Origin of the sequence: Mesorhizobium sp. B2-4-15 (assembly GCF_006658505.1) — a bacterium.
Taxonomy (GTDB): Bacteria; Pseudomonadota; Alphaproteobacteria; order Rhizobiales; family Rhizobiaceae; genus Mesorhizobium.
On the sequence record NZ_VFUZ01000001.1, the window covers coordinates 376505 to 395543 of the forward strand.

A 19039-nucleotide genomic window follows, 5' to 3' on the forward strand; every position below is an offset into this window, starting at 1 on the left:
TTCAGGTAAACACATGCGCCTTTCCCGACACGGTGAGCCGCACGATCTCTCCGACCGCAGGTGCGTCCATGCCCGGCTTGCGCAGGATCAACGGCGTGTTGCCGATGGCGGCGGCGTCCGGCGGGTCGGGATTGTTCATCAGGCGCACCGCGATGGTGCACATCGAGCCGGCGAATTCGGATTCCACCACTTCGCCAAACAGCATCTCCGGTGTGCCCGACATGCCCTCGCGCGATGTCCTCTTCAATCCGATCTGCTCCGGCCGCAGCATGATGCGGGCGACATCCCTGTTGTCTGACGTGTCGACGGCGATGCGGCCCAGCGGAGAGGTGGCGAAGCCGCCCGAGACGCTTGCCGGCAGGATGATGGCGTCGCCGAGGAATTCGGCGATCATCCTGTCCTTTGGCTTGAAATAGAGCTCACGCGGCGTGCCGACCTGCGAAAACTTGCCTTCGCGCATCACCGCCACCTGGGCAGCGAAGGACAGCGCCTCGGCCTGGTCGTGCGTGACCAGGATGGTGGTGATGCCGGCCGCTTCCAGAAGCTCGGCCACCGCCTTGCGCATCGAAGCGCGCAGACCGGTGTCGAGCGCCGAGAACGGCTCGTCGAGAAGCATCAGCCGCGGCTTCATCGCCATGGCGCGGGCGAGCGCCACGCGCTGTTGTTGGCCGCCGGAGAGTTCGTGTGGGCGGCGCTTGAGGATCGCCTTGTCCAGCCCGACGATATAGGCGAGTTCGATGATGCGCTCGGCACGTTTGTCCGCGCCGCGGTCCATACCGAAACCGATATTGTCCGAAATGGTCAGATGCGGGAAGAGGGCGCCGTCCTGCGCCACCACGCCTATGCCGCGGCGATGCGCCGGGACAGCCGCACCACCATTGGCCAGCACCTCGCCGTCGAGCACGATGCGGCCCTGGTCCGGCGCCTCGAAGCCGGCGATAAGCCGCAGCAGGGTCGTCTTGCCGCAGCCGGACGGGCCGACAATCGCCGTGCGGCTGCCGCTGGCGACATTGAGGTCGACGCCGTCAAGGGCCGCGACCGGGCCGTAGTGCTTTTTCAGGCCGCTGATTTCGAGAAAGCTCATCGTCCGGCCATCCGTTTCGACTGGACATAGAGCAGCCAGGTCAAAGGCAGCGACATCGCCACCATGATGAGGGCGTAAGGTGCCGCCGAGGCGTAATCGATCTCGCCGCTGTAGGACCAGAACGCCATTGCCAGCGTGCGGGTGCCGTTCGGCGCCAGCATCTGGGTCGCGGTCAGTTCGTTCATGATGCCGAGCGCCACCAGCGCCATGCCGGCCGCGGCGCCGGGCGCCGACAGGCGGATCGTCGTCGACCAGAGCGCGTCGAGCGGACGCCGGCCAAGGCTGGACGCGGCGCGTTCGAGCTCGACCGGTGCCTGGGCGATCGATGCGCGCAGGCTGACCAGGGCACGCGGCAGGAACATGAGTGCATAGGCGACCAGGATGGTGAACAGGGTCTGGTAGAGCGGCAGGGCGACGCGCACGGTGATGGTGACCAGCGCCAGCGCGATGACGATACCCGGTAGCGAGCCGACGATGTAGTTGCAACCCTCCAGCAGGCGCTGCAACGGTCCCGGCGCGCGGATCGATATCCAGGCCATCGGCATGGCGGCGACCGTTGCAAGCAACGCGCCGGCAAGCGACAGGAACAGCGTCTGGCCGAGCGCCAGGCCAATTTCATCGAGACGCCAGACATCGGCGCCGCCGGCGACGAGCCAGCGGCCGATGGTGATGAACGGTACGCCAAGCGCCAGCAGCGTGATGACCATAAGCAAGGCGAGGCTCGGAATGGTGGCGCGGCCGAGGCTCTTGCGTTGCTGGTAGCGCGCCGCGCCGGAGCCGACACGGGCATAACGCTCCTCGCCGCGTACCAGCACTTCGAGGCCCAGAAGCACAAAGCAGCAACATACCAGCACGCCGGCCAGCATGTTGGCGGCCGGTCCGTTGAAGGTCGACTGGAACTGGTCGACGATCGCCGTGGTGAAAGTATCGAAGCGGATGAAGACGTAGAGGCCGTATTCGGCCAGCAGGTGCAATCCGACCAGCAGCGAGCCGCCGCAGATGGCGAGCCTGAGCTGCGGCAACACGACACGCCAGAACACCCGCCAGGGTCCAAGGCCAAGTGCCGCAGCCGTGTCCTCCAGGGCGGGATCGAGGCGGCGCAGCGCCGCCGAGACCGGCAGATAAAGGAAGGGGAAATAGGCGATCACGGACACCAGCACGCCGGCCCACAGGCTGTGCAGCCCGGGCACCATGGTGACCCAGGCATAGGAGTGGACGAAAGCGGGAATGGCGAGGGGCGCCACGCACAGCCAGGACCAGAAACGGGCACCGGGCAGGTCGCTGCGTTCGGTCAGCCAGGCCAGCGTCACCGACAGGATGATGGCGATCGGCACGGCCAGCAGCACCAGCAGGCCGGTGTTGACCAGCAGTTCGCCGACGCGGGGCCGGAAAACCAATGCCAATACGGTGTCCCAGCCGGTCTGCACCGCGACCCATATGATGAAGGCAAGCGGCAGCAGCGACAGAAGGGAGACGAAGATGGCGGCGGTGACGAGCCACGGCGCCGTCCGCCGCCGAGCCTTTCGGCCCGTACGCGCAGGCAGGCCCGAGTGTGCGAGATCGATCGCGGACTGCATCAGGTCAGGCACCGCGCCGTTGCCGCCCAGTGGCAGCAATCGAAGGACCGCAATCGCGGTCGGGAATACAGCGTGTCGTCATCGACGAATGCCATCTCGAAAAACAAAAGCACTCCCGCCGAAAATGAATTCCGGCGGGAGCACGGTTGGTGTCCTTTTAGGACGAACGATAACTAAAGCAAGCCGGCTGCCGTCATCAGGTCGGTGACCTTCTTCGAGTTCAAGGTTGTCGGATCCACCTTGGGCGCCTGCAGATCGGCCAGCGGCACCAGCTTCGGATTGGATTCGGCACCTTTGCCGACCGCGTATTCGAAGGAGTCACCGTTCTTGAGAACGCCCTGGCCGCCCTTGCCGGTGACCCACTTCAGGAAGGCCTGTGCTTCCTTCGGATGCTTGCTCGAGGCGAGCACGCCACCACCGGAAATCGACACGAACGCACCCGGATCCTGGTTCTTGAAATAGTGCAGCTGGACATTCTTGCTGTTTTCACCGGTCTTGGCCTGATCGCCAAAGTAGTAATAGTGATAGATCACGCCGCCCTCGATCTCGCCGGCGTTGATCGCCTTCATTACCGTGCTGTTGCCCTTGTAGGCCGTGAAGTTCGTCTTCATCGCCTTCAGCCAATCGGCGGTAGCGGCCTCACCCTTGAGCTGCAGAAGTGCGCTGACGACGGCCTGGAAATCGGCGCCCGACGGCGAGGCGGCCCAACGGCCCTTCCAACTCGGATCGGCGAGATCAAGCATCGACTTCGGCAGCTGGTCGGCGGTCAGCTTGGTCTTGTTGTATGCAAAAACGGTGCTGCGCGCCGCAACGCCGACCCACTTGCCGCTTGCCGGATGGAAGTCCTGCGGAATCTGGGCCAGCGTGTCGGCATCGACCGGGGCGAACAGGCCTGCATTCTCGACCAGCGCCATGGCCGGCGAATTCTCCGTCAGGAAGACGTCGGCGGGCGAAGCAGCACCCTCGGCGACGATCTGGTTGGAGAAGTCGCTGTCGCCGCCATTGCGCAAGGTGACCTTGATGCCGGTTTCCCTGGTGAACCCTTCCGCCCATTCCTTGGCGAGGCTTTCATGCTGGGCGTTGTACACGATAATGCCAGCATCTTCGGCCATCGCCGGTCCGGCGATCAGGCCGATTGCAAGTGCCGTGGCGCCGGCAAGGGCAAGAAGGGGGAATTTCATAAGGTGCTCCTCGGGTTTCCCGCATTGCGGATGCGCCCGAGTATCAAATCATGAATGCACTAGTCAAGATTGAAAGACGTCCGGCGGATCACGGTTTCGCGTGTCAAGACGTCACTGACGGGTATCACCCGATACGGGGGACCGGTGGCCGCGCTCTGGAATACCGCTTAGGGTCTACCTTGCGTCAACGGGCCGTGGCGATCGGAGAGTCCGACAATTCGGCCTGGCATTCCGGTGGGCTATCCCGCACACTTTCGTGACTTGCCCGTAGTTTGGCTTGGACATTATTTCGCCGGCCACGTAACAAATCAGCGCCGAGGCGCGAAAACCGGGGAGTGAACTCTTGTGAGCGGCAAGGACGAGGCCGAGCTTTCCCGGCTGTTGCGAGCCGCCATCGCGGGAGATGAAAAGGCCTATGCCGACTTTCTCCACCGAATTGCCGCGCTGGTGCGCGGCTTTGTCAGGCGCAAGATCGTGCAGGGCGGGGTCGATCCCGAGGATGTCGTGCAGGAAACCTTGCTGGCCATTCATGTTAAACGGCACACCTGGCGCCAGGACGCGCCGGTGCTGCCCTGGGTCTATGCGATCGCGCGCTTCAAGCTGATCGATGCATTCCGGCGCCGCGGACGGCGCATCGAGATCGATGTCGACGACATTGCCGAGACATTCGCCGAACCGGAGACCGAGACCGTCAGCGAGCGCGATATCAATCGGGCGCTGGACGGGCTGCCGCCAGCTCAGCGGTCCGTGGTGTCGTCCATATCGGTGGATGGCCGCTCTATCGGCGAGACGGCGGCGAAGTTCGGCATCAGCGAGACGGCGGTGCGCGTGTCGCTGCACCGTGGGCTCGCCGCGATCGCCAAGCGATTCGGCCAGGGGCGATTCGGGCGGGAATGACATGAGGACGGACGATCTCATCAAGGCGCTCGACGCCGATGCCCGCAGCACGGCGATGCCATTGCGCCCGGCCTGGTGGCTGGCTGCCGGCGTGGCCGCCGTGATCGCCGCAATCGTTTTCCTGTCGACGATCGGTCCGCGCCCCGATTTCATGGCGGCCGCGCACACGATACGCTTCCTGTCCAAGTTTGTTTTCACCATCGTGCTCGCCATCAGCGCCTTCGCCTCGATCCGCGCCCTTTCGACGCCGGGTGCGGCGACAGGCCGGGCAATGGCGGGGATGATAGCCGCGCCGTTGCTGGTCGCGGTGGCGGTGGTTCTGGAACTGTTCGCGGTGCCCGAGGCCGATTGGAGTACCAGGATGATCGGCTCCAACATGATGATCTGCATGAGCTTCATCCCGCTGATCGGCATTGGCCCGCTGGCCATCTTCCTGTGGATGCTGCGCTATGGCGCGCCGACACGGCCGGTGCTCGCCGGCGCGGTGGCGGGGTTGCTTGCCGGTGGGCTGGCGGCGACCTTCTATGCCGCACACTGTTTCGACGACTCGCCGCTCTTTGTCGCCACCTGGTACACGATCGCGATCGCGGCTCTCGCTTTGCTTGGTGCGCTTGGCGGGCGTTTTTTCGTGCGCTGGTAGCGCACTCCAAGCAAGCGCAAGCCGTGCACACTGATCCTTAATCATGCCGGCAATTGTTTGCCGGTTGCCCATCGCAAGTACCCCGGCGCAACCTTTCCTTAAAATCGATCCTTCAGGGTTTTGACGGGAAAAAGCGATTGCCCACGGGGGTGGCACGGGTCGTGATATTGCGGGGATTGATCGGGCCGAGGCTCCACAAACATGCAGCGCTGGCGTTGCTTGTGGCCGCTCTTGCCGTGGTGGGGGCCCCGTTCGTGGTGTCGAGGCTGAACCTTGGCGCGGAAGCACTGAGACTTTGTCTTCAAATATCGGTCGCGTTGACGGTATGCGCGCTGTTCTTCGCTTACCTGTTTATCGTTCGCATCTCCGACGACCGGCGCCAGATCGCGGAGAGCGAACAGCGCTTCCGCCGGGCCATGGAGGACTCGGCGATCGGCATCGCCATCGTGGCGCTCGACGGGCGCATCCTTCAGACCAATCCAGCCTTTGCCGCCATGCTTGGCTACAGCCGCCAGGAGATCGAGGCGCTGACCTTCTTCCAGATCACGCATCCCGACGATCTGCATATCGGGCGGGAAACGATGGACTCCATGAGGGCGGGCAACGTCAACGCCTTCCACTTCGAAAAGCGCTATCTGCGCAAGGACGGCACACCCGTCTGGGCGCGCCTTGCCGGCTCCGTCATCCGCGATGAGAAAGGCGGGCATCCGCTCTATCTCGTCTCGCAGATCGAGGACATCGACGCGCGCAAGCAGGCCGAGGCGCGCATTGCCGAAGCCGAAACGCGCTGGAATTTCGCACTCGCCGGCGCGGGTCAAGGTGTCTGGGACTTCGACAGGCGCAAGGGCGGCACGACCTATTCCTCGACCTGGGTCAAGATGCTCGGTTTCGAGGAAGGCGAACTCGACGGCGATCCGGACCGCTGGCTGACGATGATCCATCCCGACGACCGCCAGACCGTCGCCGAAGCGGACCGCGCGCATCTTAATGGCCAGACGCCGTTCTTCGAAGCCGAGTTCAGGATGCGCCACAAGGACGGTCACTGGATATGGATCCTCGACCTCGGCAAAGCCATCGAGCGCGACGAGGACGGACGGCCGATCCGGGCGATTGGCAGCCTGACCGACATCACCCGGCGCAAGGAGGCCGAAGAGCGCCTGACGATGTCGGCGGCAATGCTGGCCGACGAGAAGGAGCGGCTGAGGGTGACGCTGCAGTCGATCGGCGATGCCGTCATCTGCACCGATGCGGCGAACCGTGTGACCTTCATGAACCCTGTTGCCGAGAAGCTGACCGGTGTTTCCGGCGAGGCCGCTCTCGGCAAGACGCTCGGTCATGTCTATTGGGCGGTTGACGAGGAGACGGGCCACAGGATCGGCGCGACGCGGCCCGCAATCGGCGCGGAGGCGCCCTCCGACCAGAACAGCCGGGCCGTGCTGATCCGCCGCGACCACACACGCTGCAGCATCCGTCAGGTCGTGTCGCCGATCATGAACGAGCGCAATGAATTCTGCGGCCTTGTCATCGTCTTCCAGGACTTCACCGATGCGCGTGCGTTGCAGAGGCAGCTTGCCCATGCCGCCGCGCATGACGCGCTGACCGGCCTTGCCAATCGCTCGAGCTTCATCCGCACCATGGAAGGACTGGTCGAGCAGGCGCGCAAGGAGGACGGCACGATGGCTGGGGGCGGCCACCAGTTCATGTTCATCGATCTCGACCATTTCAAGCTGGTCAACGACACCGGCGGCCACGCCGCTGGAGACGCCCTGCTGAAGCGGGTCGCCGAGGCAGTGCGCGGCGTGCTTGGCCCTGAAGACATCGTCGCACGCCTGGGCGGCGACGAATTCGCCGTCATCCTGAAATCAGGCTCGATCGCGGGCGCCAGGATCGCGGCGCGTTCCATAATCGATGCGATAGCCGGCCTGAACTTCACCTGGGACGGCCGGCCGCATGCGATCGGCGCCAGTATCGGGCTGGCGGCGATCCGCGCCAATAGCGGCGAAGTCGATGAGATCATCGCGAGGGCCGACGCCGCTTGCTATGCGGCCAAGGCGGCCGGCCGCGGATGCCTTTCCGTGGCGCCGGATGGCAGCCTCGTGAATGACAGGTCGGAACCGCCCAAGCCGTTCGCCGTGGCATCGTAGGACGCGAACGCGTCGGAGCGGTTCATCGTTTCACCGAAACGCCGAACCTTCCATTTCTCGACTTTGACTAGCGCGTCGGAACGGGGTGCTCGCCGCGATAGTCGTAGAAGCCGCGCCCGGTCTTGCGGCCGAGCCAGCCGGCCTCGACATATTTGACCAGCAGCGGGCAAGGGCGGTACTTCGAATCCGACAGGCCGTCATGGAGCACCTGCATGATCGACAGGCAGGTGTCGAGGCCGATGAAATCGGCAAGCTGCAGCGGCCCCATCGGGTGGTTGGCGCCGAGCCGCATGGCGGTGTCGATGGCATCGACCGTGCCGACGCCTTCATAGAGAGTATAGATCGCCTCGTTGATCATCGGCAGAAGGATGCGGTTGACGATGAAGGCCGGGAAATCCTCCGAGACGGTGATCGTCTTGTCGAGCTGCTTCACATAGGTCTTGGCGGCCTCGAAGGTCTGGTCCTCGGTGGCGATGCCGCGCACCAGCTCGACCAATTTCATCACCGGCACCGGGTTCATGAAATGTATGCCGATGAAACGCTCCGGCCGGTCGGTCTGCGCGGCAAGCCGCGTGATCGAGATCGACGAGGTGTTGGTCGCCAAGATGGCCTCGGGGTTGAGCTGCGGACAGAGCTGGGCGTAGATCTTGCGCTTGACCGTCTCGTCCTCGGTCGCCGCCTCGATCACCAGATCGGCGCCGGCAAGATCGGCCATGGCCGGTGCCGACGCAATGCGCGCCATCGCCTGGTTGCGCAGCTTCTCGTCAAGCTTGCCTGACCCCACCTGGCGGGCCATGTTGCCGCTGATGGTGGCGATGCCCTTCTCGATACGGTCAGGCGATATATCGTAGATCAGCACCTTGTAGCCTGAAAGCGCGGAGACGTGGGCGATGCCGCCGCCCATCTGGCCCGCGCCAATGATGCCGATCGTCTCGATCTTGCTCATTACCCCGATCCCGTCCGGAGCTTTCCGCTTGAAACGCGAAAACGCCCCATCTTTTGTTTTTCCCGCAATCCCTGACGCAAACCGCTGCGCGTTTGCTGGAATTGCACTAAGCCTTTCTGGCCTGCTTTTTGTGCAGCGCAAACTAAAAGGGCGGGGCGACTTAGTCTACCCCACCCCTGACAATTTAATACGCTTTGGCAGAGAGCGTCAAAGCGCCTTCTGCAACTCCGGCAGAATAACGAAGAGATCGCCGACGAGGCCATAGTCGGCAACCTGGAAGATCGGTGCCTCCTCGTCCTTGTTGATGGCGACGATGACCTTGGAGTCCTTCATGCCGGCGAGGTGCTGGATGGCGCCGGAGATGCCGACAGCGATGTAGAGATCGGGAGCCACGACCTTGCCGGTCTGGCCGACCTGCCAGTCGTTCGGGGCGTAGCCGGCATCGACGGCCGCGCGGGATGCGCCGACGGCGGCGCCGAGCTTGTCGGCGACCGGCAGGATGACCTCCTGGAACTTCTCCGAGGAGCCGAGCGCACGGCCGCCCGAGATGATGATCTTGGCCGAGGTCAGTTCCGGACGGTCGGTATCCGACAGCTTGTTCTCGACGAAGGTGGACAGGCCGGGATTGGCCGCGGCCTTGACGGTCTCGACAGCGGCCGAGCCACCCTCGGGAGCCGCCTGGAAGGAGGCGGTGCGCACGGTGATGACCTTCTTGGCGTCGGTGGACTGCACGGTCTGGATGGCGTTGCCGGCATAGATCGGCCGCTTGAAGGTATCAGGCGAAACGACCTCAATGATCTCGGACACCTGCGCGACATCGAGCAGCGCCGCGACACGCGGGGCGACATTCTTGCCGGTGGAAGTCGCAGGCGCGATGATGGTGTCGTAGCCGCCCGCGAGCGACACAACGAGAGCCGCCGTCGGTTCGGCGAGGCGTTCGGCGAGTTCGTCGGCCTCGGCGAGCAGCACCTTGCTGACGCCCTTGAGCTTGGCGGCTGCATCCGCTGCACCCTTGGCGCCTTTGCCGGCTACCAGCACATGCACGTCCGAGCCGATCTGCAATGCAGCCGAGAGCGCCTTGGCGGTCTGGTCGGAAAGGGTGGCGTTGTCGTGTTCGGCGATGAGGAGAATTGCCATTTTATCTGTTCCTTTCCCGATCGCTTACAACACGCCGGCTTCGTTCTTGAGCTTGTCGACCAGTTCGGCGACGCTCTTGACCTTGACGCCCGCCTTGCGGCCGCCGGGCTCCTCGGTCTTGATGACCTTGAGGCGCGGCTTGACGTCGGCGCCGTAGTCGGCCGGGCTCTTCTCGTCGAGCGGCTTCTTCTTGGCCTTCATGATGTTGGGCAGCGAGGCGTAGCGCGGCTGGTTGAGGCGAAGGTCGGCGGTGACGATCGCCGGCATCTTCAGCTCCACCGTCTGCAGGCCGCCATCGACTTCGCGCGTCACCTTGGCCTTGTCGCCTTCGAGCACCACCTTGGAAGCGAAGGTGCCCTGGGCCCAGCCGAGCAGGGCCGCCAGCATCTGGCCGGTCTGGTTGGAGTCGTCGTCAATCGCCTGCTTGCCGAGGATGACGAGGCCAGGCTTCTCGGTCTCGACCACGCCCTTCAGCACCTTGGCGACGCCGAGCGGCTCGGTCTGCTCGTCGGTCTTGACCAGGATGGCGCGGTCGGCGCCCATGGCAAGCGCGGTGCGGAGCGTTTCCTGCGCCTGCTGCGGGCCGACCGAAACGACGATGATTTCTTCGGCCTTGCCGGCTTCTTTCAGCCGGATCGCTTCTTCCACCGCGATCTCGTCGAACGGGTTCATCGCCATCTTGACGTTGGCGAGTTCCACCGCCGAACCATCAGCCTTGACGCGAACCTTCACATTCGCATCGACAACCCGCTTCACGGGCACAAGGATCTTCATTTGCCTGTCACCTCTTCACGCTAGTTGGGCGCGCTATAGCAGCCTGCGCCCTTTCTGAGTTGTCGAAAGCCGACATTCCGGATGGAAATTCTGGTCTCTGACCGCCTTGGGCTGCGACGGAGACGTTTCCGTAGTTGTGGTAATCCTGCGCGTCAATACGCTGAAGGCGGCTCAAATCGGTTCAGTATGGACCAGAAGGGTTTCCCCGGCCCCAGCGCGCCGTGGTGGCCGGCGGTTCGGCCGCCACTGGCTCAGCGGGAACCGACGGCTGGTCGGGTATGGGAGCCACGGTATCCTCGTCGGCGGCGGCAAACAGCGGCACGCCGCGGCTGCGCAAGACCAGCACCAGAATCGCCCCGGCGATAATGCCGCCGATGTGGCAGGCCCAGGAAATCTGGTCCTCGCCGCCGGCGGCGAACATGATGATCTGAAACAGCACCCACAGGATGAGCGGGATAAAGGCCGGAATGCGCAGGGGAATGCGGGCAAAGGCAAGCACCCAGACCTTCACCCTGGGATAGAGGATCAGGTAGGCGACGACCACGCCGGCGATGGCACCGGAGGCACCGATCAGTGGCACCTGCGAGTCCCAGGCGACGAGGCTCTGGAAGGCCGCTCCGGCAACCGCGCACAGGAAATAGAAGATGAGGTAGCGGATGTGGCCGAGCGCGTCCTCGACATTGTCGCCGAACACCCACAAAAAAAGCATGTTGCCACCCAGATGAAGAATGTCGGCATGCAGGAAGGAATAGGTGAGGTAGCTCAGGCTTTGAGGGATGACGACAAAGCGGGGGTCGAGCTCGGCCGTGTCGTGAACCACGGCGGGGATGAAGCCGAGGCCGAGCACGGCGGCATTGGTGAAGTTCTCGCCGCCGAGCGCGGTGGCGCAATAGACCAGCGCATTGGCTACGATCAGCCCGATCGTGACATATTGCAGGCGGATGTGGCGCAGCCTGTTGGTGTCGTAAAGCGGGATGAACATCGGTCCCTGGCCCCTCCGGCCTTTCGATCCGTTCAGCGGTTCTTGCCGGGAACCCATAGCACGTCGGCATTTCCATTGTCATTGACCGCCCGGGCGGCGACAAACAGGAAATCCGAGACGCGGTTGACGTATTTCAGCCCGTCGCGGTTGACGTGCTCCCCCGGATCCTGGGCGAGCGCGACCATCAGCCGCTCGGCCCGCCGCGCCACCGTGCGGGCGAGATGCAGGGCGGCGGCGGCCGGCGTGCCGCCGTTCAGCACGAAGGATTTGAGCGGCTGGAGATCCTTGTTGAGAAGGTCTATGTCCTTCTCGACGCGGTCGGTCTGCGCGGGGGTGATCCGCAACGCCTCATAGCCGAGCGGTTTGCCATCGTCGGGCACCGCGAGATCCGCGCCGAGGTCGAAGAGATCGTTCTGGATGCGCGAGAGCATGGCGTCGATCGCCGGATGGGTCTGGGCGGTGTGGACGCGCGCCATGCCGATGCAGGCATTGGCTTCATCGACCGTGCCGTAGGCGTCAACCCGCAGATCGGATTTCAGCCGCCTTTCACCGGTGCCGAGGCCGGTGGTGCCATCGTCGCCGGTGCGGGTGTAGATCTTGTTGAGCTTGACCATGTCGCCCCCCGAAAGGCCTTCACTTGCGGGTAAAATAGACGGCCAGCAGAATCAGCGCCAGCGCCACGGCCTGCAGCATGACGCGTGCCTGCATCAGTTTGTTCGACGTAACGCCGGAACCGCCGCGCATCATGTTGATGAGCCCCCGGATCAGAACGATCACCACGGCGGCCATGACCAGAATGGCCAGGATGTTGAAGACGGATGCCATTGTTGCGTTTCCAGTTCTCTTGTTGTTCAGGCGCGTTTGGCCATCAGGCGGTAGAGTATCGATGCCGGCAGGATGCGTTTGAGCGTAGCGCCGATCTTCGCCGGCACCGTTACCACATAGTGCGGGCGCGGGCTCCGTGACAGAAGTGCATGGCGCAGAGCCTTGTGAACCACCTCCGGCCCGGGCTTCAGCGCCGATTGGCTGCCGCCGGCGCGCAGCCGTTTCAGCTGCGCCTCATAGTCCAGCCGATGCACGGAATTCTCGTGGTCGATATTCCTGAGGAACCAGGGCAGGCCATTGCTGGCGATCTTCGATTTCACCGGCCCCGGCTCGATCAGCGAGACGTGGACGCCGCTGCCTGTCAGTTCCTGGCGCTGGCAAAGCATCAGCGCCTCAAGCGCATGCTTCGATGCCGAATAGGCGCCACGAAAGCGCACCGGCACCAGGCCGAGAATCGATGAGCAATGAATGAGGCGGCCGTGGCCCTGGCGGCGCATCACCGGCACGATGCGCGAGGTCAGGTCGTGCCAGCCGAAGAAATTGACCTCGAATTGCGCCTTGAGCGCTGCCACCGACAGGTCCTCGACCGCGCCGGCCTGGGCGTAGGCACCGTTGTTGAACAGCGCGTCGAGCCGGCCGCCGGTGCGGCCGAGCACCGCTGGCACCAGGGCGGCGATCGAATCCGGCTCGCTATAGTCGAGATAGAAAGCCTCGATGCCGTCGGCCTCGAGTGCGGCAATGTCTTCAGGTTTGCGCGCCGTGGCAAATACCCGCCAGCCTTCGGCCTTCAATGCCCGGGCGCAATAGGCGCCTATGCCTGAAGACGCACCGGTGACGATGACGGTGCGCAACTCTGCCGCTGGAGAATTCGTGGTTTGACGAAGGGTTGCCATTTGCCGCATTCACTTCCCATATTCGCGGCGTCGAGACAATCGAAGGGAGCGCGCGTTCTTGCTGCGGAATATTGTCGCCCTGCGCCGCGTGCTCTACGACGCGATCGGCCATTTCACCACCGATGATGGCTGGGCGATGGCCAGCCATCTGGCGATCACCTCGCTGATGGCGCTGTTTCCGTTCCTGATCTTCGCCACGACGCTGGCCAGTTTCCTCGGCGCCCAGGCCTTTGCCGACACGGCCGTGCATCTGGTCTTCGACACCTGGCCGGATCAGATCGCCAAGCCGATCGCGCGTGAGGTGCTGAACGTGCTGACCGTCAGGCGCAGCGATCTGTTGACCTATGGCGTGCTGCTTGCCGCCTACTTTGCGTCGAATGGCATCGAGGCGCTGCGCACCTCGCTCAACCGGGCCTATCGCGTCACGGAAACGCGCGGCATCATCTATCGCCGGGTGCAGAGCATCTTCTTCGTGCTGATCGCCACCGCCGGTTTTCTTGCGATCAGCGTGCTGCTGGTGTTCGCGCCGTTGCTGGCGCGGCTGGCGGAAGCCCATTTCGAATGGATAAAGCCCTATACCGGCACGATCACGCTATGGCGCTACGTCATTGCCTCGACGGTCATCATCGGTGGGCTGTTTGCCGTGCATTACTGGCTGCCGGCCGGCAAGCGCCGCTTCGTCTCGCTGGTGCCGGGCATCATCTTCACGCTGGGCGCGTGGCTTATCGGCTCGACGATATTCGCCACCTATCTCGACCATTTCTCATCCTATGTGACGACCTATGCCGGCCTGGCCTCGATCATGATCGCGGTGGTTTTCCTCTACATCGTCTCGGCGATCTTCATTCTTGGCGGCGAGCTCAATGCCGCCATCAGCCGCTATCTCGAGGCACGGGCGAGAGTCGGCTGAGCCGAGCATGATCTCTTCCGAAAACCGGTTCCCACTTTTCGGGATCATGCTTTGCTTGGCTCAGCCTGTGTCTTGGTCTGCCGAGCCGTTGCCAGGGCAACGCCGAAGGTGGTGATCGCCATGCCGGCAATCTGAAGCGCGTTGAGCTGCTCGTTGAACAGGGCCCAGGCGATGACGGCGGTCACCGCGGGCACCAGGTAGAACAGCGAGGCCACTTTCGACATCTCGCCGTCGCGGATCATCACCATCAAAAGGAAGATGGCGCCGACCGACAGCACCAGCACCAGCCAGGCCATGGCGAAGATCAACTCGCCATTGATGACGACGGTGTGCGTTTCGAAGGCAAGCGCGGCCAGGATCATCAGCGCCGCGCCGCCGACATATTGCCACATCGTGGCCGCCACGAGATTGCCGCCGGAGGCAAAACGCTTCTGCCAGATCGTGCCGGCGGCCATGCCGAGCACGGAGATGAGCGAGGCGGTCAGTGTCGCCGATGTCACGCCGCCGCCGAGCGCGCCAAGTTTCGGCCACAGCACGATGACGACGCCGATCAGACCAACGGCGAGGCCGGCCCAATGGCGCGGCAGAATGGCCTCGCCCAGGAATTTGCCGGCAAGCACCGCCGTGATCAGCGGCTGAAGTCCGACAATCAGCGCCGAAAGCCCTGCAGGCATGCCCCTGTGGATGGCCCAGAACACGGCGCCGAGATAAACGCCGTGCATGAGGATGCCCGCGCCGGCCGCATGCAGCGCCTCTTCACGGGTGGCTCTTTTCGAACCCAGAATGACCGTCAGGATAGCGAACAGGACCGCCGCCAGGACGAAGCGCGCGGCGAGGAACGTAAAGGGCTCCGCCCATGGCATGGCGTAGCGGGCGCCGATGAAGCCGGTCGCCCACAGGACAACGAAGGTGGCGGGGATGAACCGCTTGATGCTGTGCATTTCCGGGAACCGCCACATTGGTGGGAACTGACCGTGGCGATTGCTCTAGTCCTGTTCAGACCGGCGTGCAAAACGAAACCATTGATCCATACGTCACCGGAATTGAATGGGCGGTACGTCCGATAAGCGGGTTTCCGGGGGGTTGCAGGCTCAGAGACCAACCATTCTTCTGATATCGTCCGGTGACGCGCCGGCACCGCGCAATGCGGCCAGGCCTGAATCACCGAGGCTCTTGGAGAGCTTTCGTCCGTCCGGCCCAAGGATAAGCCGATGATGGAAATAGGCCGGCTGCGGCAATCCAAGCAATTCCTGGAGCAGGCGCTGCACCCCGGTTGCTGAGAACAGATCCTGTCCGCGCACGACATGGCTGACGCCTTGCAGGGCGTCGTCCATGACGACGGCAAGGTGGTAGCTGGTCGGGATGTCGCGGCGCGCCACGATCACGTCGCCCCAGTCTCGCGGACGGGCCCCGACCGAGCGCGTCGCGGACAGCGTCTCATCGCTGAATTCGGCCCATGCGAGGTCCTTGCCGACATGCGCCAAGGCGGCGCCGACATCGAGCCGCCAGGCGAAAGGTTGGTTATCGTCGATGCGCCGCTTGCGCTCTCTCATCGGCAGCGCCTTGTCGGTCGGAGGGTAGAGCGGCACGCCGTCGGGATCGCGCGGCCAGTCGCGCCCGCGCTTTTCGCAGTCGGTGATAAAGGCGCGGATCTCGCCACGGCTCATGAAGGCGGGATAGACAAGTTCCTCGCGGATCAGCCGGTCGAGCACCGCCTTGTACTCGGCAAAATGTTCGGACTGGCGACGCAGCGGCTCCTCCCAGCCAAGGCCCAGCCACTTCAGGTCGGCGAGCACGCCAGCCTCGAATTGCGGCGTGCAGCGCGTCGTATCGATGTCCTCGATGCGAAGCAGCAGGCGGCCGTCAGAGGTATTTGCCAGCTTCTGATTGAGCAGCGCCGAATAGGCGTGGCCGAGATGCAGGTCCCCGTTGGGGCTGGGGGCGAAGCGGAATGTCAGGAGCGTCATGTCTCAGGCGGCAATCGGGTTGTGCTGCGGTTTTGGCAATTGCTACTTTGCGGCACATTCGCGGATAAGGATACCATGCAACGCATCGCGACACTGGACGACATTGCGCGCGGGCTGGATGCGCTTTGCGTCATCGACCCGCGCCTGGAAAAGGTGCGCGGCATGGCCGGCGAGGTACCGCTCAGGCTTTCCGAGCCGGGGTTCAGGAGCCTGGCCTCGATTATCGTCTCGCAGCAGGTCTCCCGCGCAAGCGCCGATGCGATTTTCGGCCGGCTGACAAGGCTCGTCGACCCGCTGACGCCGCAGGCGATCCTGACCGCCGACGAGGACATGTTTCGCGAGGCCGGCCTGTCGCGGCCCAAGCAGCGCGGGCTGATCGCGGTTGCCCAGGCGGTGGCCGCCGGTCTCGACCTCCATCACCTGTGTTCGCTCGACGCAACCGAGGCGATCACGACGATGACCGCGGTTCCCGGCATCGGTCCCTGGACAGCCGAAGTGTACCTTTTGTTTGCCGCGGGGCACCCCGACATCTTCCCGGCGCGCGACGTCGCCCTGCAGGCTGCTGTCGGCCATGCGCTCGGCATCGAGCCGCGTCCGCCGGAGAAAACGCTGATCGCGTTGGCCGAATCATGGAGCCCGTGGCGAGGTGTCGCATCGCGGCTTTTCTGGTCCTATTATCGCGAAACCAGGGGGCGCGACGCCGCACCGCCTGCCTGAATCCGCAAAAAGGCATGAAAATCACGTATTTTTGGCACTCCGGGCAAACGACAATCCGCTTCACATCCCTGTCATGTCGGGCTTACAGTATCCGCGCCGAACGGCGGGTCTTTTGAAGCTGCACGTGACCCTCCCCGAAAATCGAATTCGATTTTCGGGGTCATGTGCGAACCAAGGAGGTCAACAAGGTGACGGTTGCCGTATCTCCGGATGGGCTTCCAGCGCTGGTGCTGAATGCGGATTACCGTCCGCTCAGCTATTACCCCTTGTCGCTCTGGTCCTGGCAGGACGCCATCAAGGCAGTGTTCCTCGACCGGGTGAATATCGTCGCCGAATACGAGCATGCGGTTTCCTCGCCGACCTTCTCGATGAAGCTGCCGAGCGTGGTCAGCCTGAAGGCCTATGTGAAGCCCTCCAGGCATCCGGCGTTTACCCGTTTCAATGTCTTCCTGCGCGACCGCTTCCAGTGCCAGTATTGCGGTACGCCCGAGGATCTGACCTTCGACCACGTCATCCCGCGCCATCGTGGTGGTGCCACGACATGGGAGAACGTCGTCGCGGCCTGTTCTCCTTGCAACCTCAGGAAGGGCGGCATGATGCCGGCGCAAGCCAAGATGTGGCCGCTGCAGAAGCCCTATCAGCCGACGGTGCACGATCTGCACAACAACGGCCGGCTGTTTCCGCCCAACCACCTGCATGAAAGCTGGATGGATTATCTCTACTGGGATGTCGAACTCGAACCTTGAGATCGTTCGAGAATTCGGGAGGCCGGCCGTCTGGAGCAATTGCCTGCGCTTCCGATGCTCACGGACCAAATGTCCGCTCCGCTTCGGTTCTCGACAATCACTCCATACGACTCGGCCTGCCGAATTCCTTGAACGATCTCGCGTCGGCTCTATAGCTCAATCGCGGGCAAGCGCGCCGCGGAAGGCGACGGCGGCGAGGATAAGGCTGGCGATGGCGTTCCAGCCGGCGAGCGACAGGCCGAGGATGCGCAGCGCGGCCTTGTCGCAAGAGGGTGGCACGAATTTGTCGAGCGCGTCGAGCACGCCCTTGCCGCCGGTGTCGACCGGACCGGCGCCCGCCGTGCAATCGGCCGGACCTTGCCACCAGGCCCATTCGACGCCGGAGTGGTAGACGCCGAGATAGAGGCCGTAGAGCATCAGCAGGCCGCCGATGCCCAGCAGGCCGCGCGTCAGCCATGCGGGCGCACGCAGCAGCGAAGCAACCACCGCCAGCAGCATCAAAGGCGCGCCGATATAGTAAGGGGTGCGCTGCTCCAGGCAGAGGTGGCAGGGGATGTAGCCGCCAATATACTGGAAGCAGAGCGCCGAGCCGACCGTGGCGGCCATGGCGACGGCGAGAAACAGGGCGGTCCGCGTGCGCTGGCGTCCGGTATCGGCATTCATCGTCGCTGTCATGGGTCTTTCGTCCATTGTGTTCGCCGCCCGCCAGGTCCGCTTACCCAAAAGCATTGCGCGGTTTGAGAGAGATGGCTCAGAGGGCGTACTTGATCACGATATAAAGCAAAATCAGGGCTACCGCGGCGGCGCTGGCGATGAGGCCGAGACGCTTTTCGATGAATTCGCGGATCGGTTCGCCATAGCGCCGCAAAAGCCAGGCCAGCAGCAGGAAGCGGCCGCCGCGCGCCACGATGGCGAGCACGATGAACAGGGCCAGGTTGACGCCAAGGGCGCCGGACAGGATCGTCACCACCTTGATCGGCGGCAGATGGGCTGCACCCGAGGTGACCAGCATCAGGGCGATGAATTCTATGCTTACGCCCGCCGAAGTTCGCAATTGCTCGAATTCGTCGTACTTGCCGTAGAATTGGAGGATCGGCCGCGCCACCGCGTCATAGGCGTAGTGGCCGATAAACCAGCCGGCGATGCCGCCCAGCACCGAGGCGACGGTGGCGACCAGCGCATAGCGATAGGCGCGATCCGGCCGCGACAAAGCCATCGGCAGATAGAGCACGTCGGCCGGCACCAGGAATACCGAGCTCTCGACGAAAGCGATGAAAGCCAGCCACCATTCGGCGGATTTGCGCGCCGCCAGTGACAGGGTCCAGTCGTACAGTCCGCGAAGCATCGGCTCTCCTATGGAACGGCCCGTCTGTCTAGAAAGGTTTTTCGCGCTGCACAATGGCCGCGGTCTTACAAATTGGAAAGGTGCCGTCTGGTCGCGGCTGTGAGCTGGTCTGCAAATTGGGCAGTTGACGAACAGCCCTCCAACCGTATAGTCCGCGCCCATCCAGGCCGCCCGGCCTGAGCCCCTATGGCGGAATTGGTAGACGCGCTCGACTCAAAATCGAGTTCCGCAAGGAGTGCTGGTTCGATCCCGGCTAGGGGCACCAAATTCCTTC

The 19039-nt window shown here is 63.7% G+C and carries 20 protein-coding genes and 1 tRNA gene; 7 read left to right on the forward strand and 14 right to left on the reverse strand.

Translation table 11 applies throughout. The features are described from left to right. Position 1: 1 nt before the first annotated feature. From FJ930_RS01960 to FJ930_RS01970, 3 genes are all read right to left on the reverse strand, one after another. Positions 2-1084, reverse strand: a complete 1083-nt coding sequence (locus FJ930_RS01960) for an ABC transporter ATP-binding protein (protein ID WP_141834183.1) — start codon at positions 1082-1084, stop codon at positions 2-4. Then, positions 1081-2661 (reverse strand): iron ABC transporter permease, encoded by a 1581-nt coding sequence (locus FJ930_RS01965; protein WP_181763251.1) that lies wholly within the window; start codon positions 2659-2661, stop codon positions 1081-1083. The genes FJ930_RS01960 and FJ930_RS01965 overlap by 4 nt, the downstream gene beginning before the upstream one ends. 173 nt (positions 2662-2834) lie before the next feature. Beyond that, complete coding sequence (locus tag FJ930_RS01970) at positions 2835-3842, reverse strand: iron ABC transporter substrate-binding protein (protein ID WP_141834189.1); 1008 nt, start codon at positions 3840-3842, stop codon at positions 2835-2837. 345 nt (positions 3843-4187) lie between these two features. On the opposite strand from FJ930_RS01970, the gene FJ930_RS01975 reads away from it, so the two are divergent. The 3 genes from FJ930_RS01975 (at position 4188) to FJ930_RS01985 (ending at position 7523) form a co-directional block, all read left to right on the forward strand. Further along, the gene (locus FJ930_RS01975) at positions 4188-4739 is read left to right on the forward strand and encodes a sigma-70 family RNA polymerase sigma factor (protein ID WP_140742764.1); all 552 of its coding nucleotides are present in this window, start codon (positions 4188-4190) and stop codon (positions 4737-4739) included. 1 nt (position 4740) lies between these two features. Next, the gene (locus tag FJ930_RS01980; protein ID WP_140742762.1) at positions 4741-5379 is read left to right on the forward strand and encodes an NrsF family protein; all 639 of its coding nucleotides are present in this window, start codon (positions 4741-4743) and stop codon (positions 5377-5379) included. Positions 5380-5600: 221 nt separating this feature from the next. Further along, positions 5601-7523, forward strand: coding sequence for a PAS domain S-box protein (locus FJ930_RS01985; RefSeq protein ID WP_246676786.1), 1923 nt, complete (start codon positions 5601-5603; stop codon positions 7521-7523). A 67-nt stretch (positions 7524-7590) separates the two neighbouring features. On the opposite strand, the gene FJ930_RS01990 is transcribed toward FJ930_RS01985, so the two are convergent. From FJ930_RS01990 to FJ930_RS02020, 7 genes are all read right to left on the reverse strand, one after another. Then, the gene (locus tag FJ930_RS01990; protein WP_140610529.1) at positions 7591-8469 is read right to left on the reverse strand and encodes a 3-hydroxybutyryl-CoA dehydrogenase; all 879 of its coding nucleotides are present in this window, start codon (positions 8467-8469) and stop codon (positions 7591-7593) included. 207 nt (positions 8470-8676) lie between these two features. Continuing rightward, the gene (locus FJ930_RS01995; protein ID WP_141834192.1) at positions 8677-9606 is read right to left on the reverse strand and encodes an electron transfer flavoprotein subunit alpha/FixB family protein; all 930 of its coding nucleotides are present in this window, start codon (positions 9604-9606) and stop codon (positions 8677-8679) included. Positions 9607-9630: 24 nt separating this feature from the next. Next, positions 9631-10380 (reverse strand): electron transfer flavoprotein subunit beta/FixA family protein, encoded by a 750-nt coding sequence (locus FJ930_RS02000; RefSeq protein WP_141834195.1) that lies wholly within the window; start codon positions 10378-10380, stop codon positions 9631-9633. A gap of 181 nt (positions 10381-10561) precedes the next feature. Then, the gene (locus tag FJ930_RS02005; RefSeq protein ID WP_141834198.1) at positions 10562-11362 is read right to left on the reverse strand and encodes a rhomboid family intramembrane serine protease; all 801 of its coding nucleotides are present in this window, start codon (positions 11360-11362) and stop codon (positions 10562-10564) included. A 32-nt stretch (positions 11363-11394) separates the two neighbouring features. Then, positions 11395-11976 carry a cob(I)yrinic acid a,c-diamide adenosyltransferase gene (locus tag FJ930_RS02010; RefSeq protein ID WP_140742755.1) on the reverse strand — a complete coding sequence of 194 codons (582 nt, stop codon included), beginning with the start codon at positions 11974-11976 and terminating at the stop codon, positions 11395-11397. A 19-nt stretch (positions 11977-11995) separates the two neighbouring features. After that, complete coding sequence (locus FJ930_RS02015) at positions 11996-12187, reverse strand: twin transmembrane helix small protein (protein ID WP_140610534.1); 192 nt, start codon at positions 12185-12187, stop codon at positions 11996-11998. Between the two features lie 26 nt (positions 12188-12213). Beyond that, complete coding sequence (locus FJ930_RS02020; protein ID WP_141834201.1) at positions 12214-13080, reverse strand: SDR family oxidoreductase; 867 nt, start codon at positions 13078-13080, stop codon at positions 12214-12216. Positions 13081-13138: 58 nt separating this feature from the next. Here FJ930_RS02020 and FJ930_RS02025 point away from each other — a divergent pair, with 58 nt between their 5' ends. Beyond that, entirely contained in the window at positions 13139-13990 is an 852-nt protein-coding gene (locus FJ930_RS02025) for a YihY/virulence factor BrkB family protein (RefSeq protein ID WP_140742751.1), read from the forward strand. A 44-nt stretch (positions 13991-14034) separates the two neighbouring features. On the opposite strand, the gene FJ930_RS02030 is transcribed toward FJ930_RS02025, so the two are convergent. Together FJ930_RS02030 and gluQRS are read right to left on the reverse strand one after the other, a co-directional pair. After that, the gene (locus FJ930_RS02030) at positions 14035-14931 is read right to left on the reverse strand and encodes a DMT family transporter (RefSeq protein ID WP_141834204.1); all 897 of its coding nucleotides are present in this window, start codon (positions 14929-14931) and stop codon (positions 14035-14037) included. A 150-nt stretch (positions 14932-15081) separates the two neighbouring features. Next, a complete protein-coding gene (gene gluQRS, locus FJ930_RS02035; RefSeq protein ID WP_141834207.1) occupies positions 15082-15957 on the reverse strand; it encodes a tRNA glutamyl-Q(34) synthetase GluQRS in 876 nt (291 codons plus the stop codon). Between the two features lie 75 nt (positions 15958-16032). Between gluQRS and FJ930_RS02040 the strand changes: the two genes are divergently transcribed. Both FJ930_RS02040 and FJ930_RS02045 read left to right on the forward strand, forming a co-directional pair. Further along, entirely contained in the window at positions 16033-16674 is a 642-nt protein-coding gene (locus tag FJ930_RS02040; RefSeq protein ID WP_141834210.1) for a DNA-3-methyladenine glycosylase, read from the forward strand. A gap of 188 nt (positions 16675-16862) precedes the next feature. Further along, a complete protein-coding gene (locus tag FJ930_RS02045; RefSeq protein ID WP_027167440.1) occupies positions 16863-17420 on the forward strand; it encodes an HNH endonuclease in 558 nt (185 codons plus the stop codon). A gap of 156 nt (positions 17421-17576) precedes the next feature. Here FJ930_RS02045 and FJ930_RS02050 read toward each other — a convergent pair whose 3' ends face one another. Further along, entirely contained in the window at positions 17577-18095 is a 519-nt protein-coding gene (locus FJ930_RS02050; RefSeq protein WP_140742743.1) for a disulfide bond formation protein B, read from the reverse strand. 76 nt (positions 18096-18171) lie between these two features. Beyond that, a complete protein-coding gene (locus tag FJ930_RS02055; protein WP_140742741.1) occupies positions 18172-18765 on the reverse strand; it encodes a YqaA family protein in 594 nt (197 codons plus the stop codon). Positions 18766-18945: 180 nt separating this feature from the next. Between FJ930_RS02055 and FJ930_RS02060 the strand changes: the two genes are divergently transcribed. Next, positions 18946-19030 (forward strand) — tRNA-Leu (locus FJ930_RS02060). Positions 19031-19039 lie beyond the last annotated feature (9 nt).

Excerpts from the sequence above, each read along its gene's own strand:
- FJ930_RS01960 (WP_141834183.1), bottom strand. The coding sequence starts at position 1,084 with ATGAGCTTTCTCGAAATCAGCGGCCTGAAAAAGCACTACGGCCCGGTC.
- FJ930_RS01965 (WP_181763251.1), bottom strand. The coding sequence starts at position 2,661 with ATGCAGTCCGCGATCGATCTCGCACACTCGGGCCTGCCTGCGCGTACG.
- FJ930_RS01970 (WP_141834189.1), bottom strand. The coding sequence starts at position 3,842 with ATGAAATTCCCCCTTCTTGCCCTTGCCGGCGCCACGGCACTTGCAATC.
- FJ930_RS01980 (WP_140742762.1), top strand. The coding sequence starts at position 4,741 with ATGAGGACGGACGATCTCATCAAGGCGCTCGACGCCGATGCCCGCAGC.
- FJ930_RS01990 (WP_140610529.1), bottom strand. The coding sequence starts at position 8,469 with ATGAGCAAGATCGAGACGATCGGCATCATTGGCGCGGGCCAGATGGGC.
- FJ930_RS01995 (WP_141834192.1), bottom strand. The coding sequence starts at position 9,606 with ATGGCAATTCTCCTCATCGCCGAACACGACAACGCCACCCTTTCCGAC.
- FJ930_RS02000 (WP_141834195.1), bottom strand. The coding sequence starts at position 10,380 with ATGAAGATCCTTGTGCCCGTGAAGCGGGTTGTCGATGCGAATGTGAAG.
- FJ930_RS02005 (WP_141834198.1), bottom strand. The coding sequence starts at position 11,362 with ATGTTCATCCCGCTTTACGACACCAACAGGCTGCGCCACATCCGCCTG.
- FJ930_RS02010 (WP_140742755.1), bottom strand. The coding sequence starts at position 11,976 with ATGGTCAAGCTCAACAAGATCTACACCCGCACCGGCGACGATGGCACC.
- FJ930_RS02015 (WP_140610534.1), bottom strand. The coding sequence starts at position 12,187 with ATGGCATCCGTCTTCAACATCCTGGCCATTCTGGTCATGGCCGCCGTG.
- FJ930_RS02020 (WP_141834201.1), bottom strand. The coding sequence starts at position 13,080 with ATGGCAACCCTTCGTCAAACCACGAATTCTCCAGCGGCAGAGTTGCGC.
- FJ930_RS02030 (WP_141834204.1), bottom strand. The coding sequence starts at position 14,931 with ATGCACAGCATCAAGCGGTTCATCCCCGCCACCTTCGTTGTCCTGTGG.
- gluQRS (WP_141834207.1), bottom strand. The coding sequence starts at position 15,957 with ATGACGCTCCTGACATTCCGCTTCGCCCCCAGCCCCAACGGGGACCTG.
- FJ930_RS02040 (WP_141834210.1), top strand. The coding sequence starts at position 16,033 with ATGCAACGCATCGCGACACTGGACGACATTGCGCGCGGGCTGGATGCG.
- FJ930_RS02050 (WP_140742743.1), bottom strand. The coding sequence starts at position 18,095 with ATGACAGCGACGATGAATGCCGATACCGGACGCCAGCGCACGCGGACC.
- FJ930_RS02055 (WP_140742741.1), bottom strand. The coding sequence starts at position 18,765 with ATGCTTCGCGGACTGTACGACTGGACCCTGTCACTGGCGGCGCGCAAA.